Origin of the sequence: Dolichospermum sp. LEGE 00246, from assembly GCF_015207865.1 — a bacterium.
GTDB classification, from domain to species: domain Bacteria; phylum Cyanobacteriota; class Cyanobacteriia; order Cyanobacteriales; family Nostocaceae; genus Dolichospermum; species Dolichospermum heterosporum.
On sequence record NZ_JADEWA010000354.1, the window covers coordinates 1 to 5,774 of the forward strand.

The 5,774-nt window shown below is 43.3% G+C and carries 4 protein-coding genes; 2 read left to right on the forward strand and 2 right to left on the reverse strand.

The annotated features are described in order from the left end of the window. Nucleotides 1–184 (forward strand): hypothetical protein (locus tag IQ228_RS19500; protein ID WP_193964024.1); only part of this gene is annotated, 184 nt, incomplete at its 5' end. 500 nt (nucleotides 185–684) lie between these two features. On the opposite strand, the gene cphA is transcribed toward IQ228_RS19500, so the two are convergent. After that, nucleotides 685–3,381, reverse strand: a complete 2,697-nt coding sequence (gene cphA, locus IQ228_RS19505) for a cyanophycin synthetase (protein WP_193964026.1) — start codon at nucleotides 3,379–3,381, stop codon at nucleotides 685–687. A gap of 178 nt (nucleotides 3,382–3,559) precedes the next feature. After that, the gene (locus tag IQ228_RS19510; RefSeq protein WP_027401350.1) at nucleotides 3,560–4,423 is read right to left on the reverse strand and encodes a cyanophycinase; all 864 of its coding nucleotides are present in this window, start codon (nucleotides 4,421–4,423) and stop codon (nucleotides 3,560–3,562) included. 626 nt (nucleotides 4,424–5,049) lie between these two features. On the opposite strand from IQ228_RS19510, the gene trmD reads away from it, so the two are divergent. Continuing rightward, entirely contained in the window at nucleotides 5,050–5,757 is a 708-nt protein-coding gene (gene trmD / locus IQ228_RS19515; RefSeq protein ID WP_027401349.1) for a tRNA (guanosine(37)-N1)-methyltransferase TrmD, read from the forward strand. Nucleotides 5,758–5,774 lie beyond the last annotated feature (17 nt).

Sequence of the window (5,774 nt, forward strand, 5' to 3'; positions counted from 1 at the left end):
ATTAAGTTTTACTGCAAAAACCTATATTTTATCTAAAAGTTCTGTACCACAAGAACTTGATAAATATAAAAAAGAATTAAAGGATAAGTTTGATGAAGGTAACTATGACATTAGCAAAAATTCAGATTTAGGTGATTTTCTCAGAGGTGCGAAGTATCAACCTAAAGGAAAACGAAAGAAATGATTAGAAAAGATCGAGACAGATAATTAATACTTTTAGATGCGTTCCCCCTGGTTCCCACCCATATTCTATTTTATAGGCAAAATACTAAATAATATGCCTGTGTTATTATTATCAATAAAGATTTTGGCTAAATCTTACCTAATATTAATTAACCCCCAGACTTAAATTATTAAATTATGAATTAGTCTGAGGGAAATTTACAAACAAAATATGCTTTTGGCATACTCCACACACTCCCTTGTGCCTTGCGGCACGCTTGCGCGAATAGGTGAGTGTGGGCTTCTCGGCGACTCTTCTATGAAGACATTAACCGAGATTTAAAGCCATAAGCACTAGGGACTTTTTGAGATAATTTTTAACTTTTTTGATAGGCTGCTTTTCAGCATTTAATTGAGTTACACCTACTGTTGAAAATTATATCAAATATTTGAAAAAAAAATCAAGAAAGTGTTCATTCCTCATCGCCCTATCGGGTAGGTGAGAGGCTTCTACTGTTTAAGCTAAATCAGCGTATTAACTACAGAAGAAGGTGCTATCCCATTTTGGGAATCATTGTTAATTGATTGCTGAGGCTGGATTTCTTCCTGTACACCTCGTACCTTAATTAACTTAATAGCCCGATTTACGCTTTCTGGCAAAACTACTACCAAACTACCATCAGTAGCCATATCTAAGGCTTTGTTAATAGCTGTGGTTTCATCCAAAATTGATTCAAAGCGGTAATTAGGCTTCACTTGGGTAATGCCTTCGACAATCAAATCTGAAGCTGAACCACGAGGTCTACCCCTAGTATCATCATCTTCTTTAACAATGATGTAGTCAAAGATATTTGCTGATAATCTACCTAGAGTAACAAAGTCTTTGTCACGGCGATCGCCCGGACCACCAATTACACCAATGCGCTGTCCCGTTGTCCAATTACGGACAAATGACCCCAAAGCCTCGTAACTAGCAGCATTGTGGGCATAATCTACCAAAGCATGGTATTTACCCAAATTAAACAAATTCATCCGTCCTGGGGTCTGACTTACGGAAGCACGAAAGCCTCTTAAACCAGCGCGAATTTGCTCAATGGTGACATCCTGAACAAAAGCTGCCAAACTAGCGGCTAAAGCATTAGCAATCATAAATGGCGCTCTTGCACCCATTGTCAAGGGGATATTTTCTGCCCTTTCGATGCGGTGCGTCCAATCACCTTTGACAATGGACAGATAACCATGTTCATAGACTGCGGCTACTCCACCTTGTTGGATATGTTTCCGTACCAGATCTGAGTCTGGATTCATGGTAAAGTAGGCAATGTTCGCCTTAGTTTTTTCTGCCATAGCAGCAACCCGGTGATCATCGGCATTGAGTACCGTATAACCATCAGGGAAAACAGCTTCAGCAACTACGCTTTTGAGATGGGCTAATTGCTCAATAGTATCTATATCACCGATGCCTAAATGGTCAGCGGACACATTTAATACTACACCTACATTAGCATTTTCAAAACCCAACCCAGAGCGGAGAATGCCACCGCGAGCCGATTCCAATACGGCTACTTCTACGGTCGGATCTTGAAGGATAACATGGGCGCTTTGAGGACCTGTATTATCTCCCGATTCTACTAAGAAATCACCGATATAAGTACCATCTGTAGTTGTGTAGCCGACAACCTTACCAGTTTGCTTATAAATATGAGCTAACAGGCGAGTTGTGGTGGTTTTACCATTCGTACCTGTAACTGAAAGTATAGGAATGCGGCTAGATTGTTCGTTGGGGAACAGCATATCCATGACTGCGCCGGCGACATTGCGGGGGATGCCAATGCTGGGGGCAACGTGCATTCGGAAACCAGGGGCAGCATTGACTTCAACAATTACACCGTCTAATTCTCTTAAGGGACGGCTAATATCTGAAGTCACGATATCTATACCAGCTACATCTAAGCCGATAATTCTGACTATCCGTTGTGCTAACCAGCGATTTTCTGGGTGAATTTCGTCTGTGCGATCTACAGCACTACCACCTGTACTTAAGTTAGCTGTAGCTCTTAAGTAACAAATTGCTCCCTGGGGTGGCACACTGTTGATGGTGTACCCTTGTCTATCTAGAAGTTGATAGCTGGTACGGTCTAGTTCGATTTTAGTCAAGACGTTATCATGTCCGTCACCACGTTTAGGGTCAAGGTTTGTTTCTTCAATTAGTTCTGTAATTGTAGATTTGCCATTACCCACGACATGAGCAGGAATTCTCTCTGCTACAGCAACTACTTTGCCATTAACTACTAATACTCGATGATCTCTTCCCACATAGTATCGCTCAACAATGATTGAGCGAGAGACTTGTCGAGCCATTTCATAAGCTGCTTCTGCGTCTTCCCAGTTGCGGATATCAATGGTGATTCCTCGTCCATGATTACCGTCTAAAGGCTTAATCACGATGGGATAACCACCAACATATTCAATGGCTTCTTCTAAATCATCAAAGAAATTGATGACTGTACCTCTGGGGACTGGTACGCCGTTGGCATCGAGAATTCGTTTAGTAGCTTCTTTATCACCGGCTAGTTCTACACCAAGAATGCCTGTGTTATTGGTCATTGTGGCTTGAATCCGTTTTTGGTGGATACCATAGCCCAATTGGATTAAGAATCTAGCTGGTAAAGGCATCCAAGGAATACCTTTTTTCTCCGCTTCTTTGATAATGGCTTCTGTGGAAGGTCCTAGTGAAGCATCACGCCAAAAGTCTTTGAGGTCTTGAACGTCTTGCTCTAGTTCGGCTTTGGGATAACGTCCCCGGTCAATAATACTTTGACATAGCCTGACTGCTGACCGGGCTGCATAGCGACCCGCCTCTTCGTTTAGGTACTCAATCACTACTTGGTAAATACCAGGTGTGACGGTTTCACGGGTGCGACCGAAACCTACGTGCATTCCCGCTAATTCCTGGAGTTCTAAGGCTACGTGTTCCACTATATGACCCATCATGGTGCCTTCTCGCACCCGCATTAGAAAACCACCACGACAGCCTGGGGAGCAGTAGTGACCCTCTAGACTTGGCAGTGCCTCTACTAGTCCTTCATAAAAGCCAGGTATTTCATTTGAGGGGGTTTCGGCAAGTTTGTCTAAGTCTAGGCGCATAACGATCAGTTTATGCCGTCGAATGCTCCAGTAATTTGGGCCGCGTAAGGTCTGGATCTTGAGGATTCTCATGGGAATAGGTAGATGGAGATTCGTAACCAAAATTCTAGTTTTTTGCTGGAATTGACCGCTAAATTTGGCATTTGAAGCAGTTTTTCCTTCTTAGATGGAATTGATCTAAACTCTAGAAGAAGAAATCAAGATGCGGTCAAATCAGTGTTACCTGATATGCTCTATATCTTCTACATCGTCAGCTAGAGATGCGATGCACAGCAGGTAAAACAGTACGTTGGTAAAGATGGAAGCGATCTCCGTAACTAAGGATATGTAGTCTTAAATTATGTACTGTCAGGGGTTGGTTAGCACTAACATTGGGTTCATTAGTGTGGGTAAGTTCGGTAGGATCAACAATAGTGACGCTGCCTTTGCCCATAACTTGTAGCCAACCATCGCGTTCAAATACGGCACAGGTATCTTCATCTATCCCAATGCCTAATCTATCTGGGTGAGCGGCGATCGCACTAACAAGTCGTCCCATCCGATTCCGGTTATGGAAATGTTGGTCAACGACAACTTCAGGAATGAATCCTAAGCCTGTTGCCATGTCCACTAGGGAACGATTGGGTGTTTCACCACTACCACCACCTGCGATCATGTGATGTCCCATCACGGCTGCTCCAGCACTTGTTCCTGCCAAAGTCAGTTGTCCGGCTCTCACCCGCTGGCGGATAATTTCCATTGCTGGTGTGTCGGACAGGACTCCACAAAGGCGCAGTTGGTCTCCTCCGGTTAAGAAGACACCACTACAGGCTTCGAGGGATGCTTTAATCTCAGGATTTTCGCATTGTTCCCGTTCCCGAATGTCTAATATCTCAACCTTTTCCGCACCCATTTCTTCAAAAATGCGAACGTACCTACCAGCGATAATGGCAGGCTCACGGGAGGCTGATGGAATTATTGTAATATACGCCTTGTTACCACCAGCACGAACAAAAAAAGTTCTTAGAATTTCACGTCCATGAACTTTATCTTCTGCGCCTCCGATAACTAGTACGGCGGTTTTAGTAGCTTGGGGTGTCCTCATTTCCAGCGATTTAACTTCTAACTGCGGCATTGTGTTTCTGCTTGAGGGAGTCAACAACTTCAGGTTTGATGAGAGGACACTGCTTGACGCACACGATGCCTCAATTTTCTCATGTCCGTCGTTCTCATGGCCAACATCTTGTTTTTTACCTATCTACTTTTTCCAGATGGCTTTCATAGTGCTAAATTAACTATAATTCCCTTCTGGACTTAGGATTTAGTCGGTCTTGACACTCTTACTTCTGAGGCTGGTTGGATGTATCCCGGAAGTTGTTAACTTTGGTGGGATTATTAATTTAAATTTAGTAGTGACAATATTTAAACATAAATTAAGTAATTAGAAAAACTTTTGATCTCACTAAGAAATTAAGAATCTTGGTATTTTTAGGCACTGTTGGTAGATTTTTAGTTTTTCTATGACTGACAAAAAAGGCAAGAGGTAAGAAGAGAGAAACTTCCTTCTTTATTATTTCTTCTCCTGACTCCTGAACTCCTGAATGGGCGCAGTCCCTGCGCCCCTACCTCCTGATAGCGCAGCGTGGCGTTAGCCATACTCCTGACTCCTGACTTCTGAGTCCTGAATCCATGCTAGGTTATCAGTTATGGTATTGGCTAAGTATCTACCCTTAAAATTAGTTCTATCGAATCCGAATTACTGTGCGTTTTGATATAGTTACACTTTTTCCTGACTGTTTTACATCAATCCTCAATTCTGGTTTGTTGGCTAAGGCTTTAGCTAAACAGATTGCTCAAGTGCATTTAGTTAATCCTAGAGATTTCACTACGGATAAGCACCATAAGGTGGATGATCAACCCTATGGTGGTGGTGTGGGAATGTTGATGAAGCCAGAACCGATTTTTGCGGCTGTGGAGTCTTTGCCGATTTTACCCCGTCGAGATGTGATTTTGATGAGTCCCCAGGGACAACCAATGAACCAGCCCTTGCTGCGCGAATTAGCCACGAATTACGACCAGTTGGTTGTGATCTGTGGTCATTATGAAGGGGTAGATGACAGGGTGCTAAATTTGGTGAATCGGGAGATTTCTTTGGGGGATTTTATCCTGACAGGGGGAGAAATTCCTTCGATGGTTTTGATCAATGGTGTGGTGCGTCTGCTTCCGGGAACTGTGGGTAAGGAGGAATCGCTGAAGACGGAAAGTTTTGAGGAATATTTGTTGGATTTTCCCCAGTACACTCGTCCGGCAAATTTTCGTGGTTGGCAAGTCCCAGATGTGCTACTAAGTGGTAATCATGCAGCGATCGCTCGTTGGCGTTTTCAACAACAAATTCAGCGCACAGCTTCCCGTCGTCCCGATTTGCTGAAACTTTGGGAAAAAGAGAGGGAACAGGGAGGAGGGGAGTAGGGCTGTCTCTTATACAC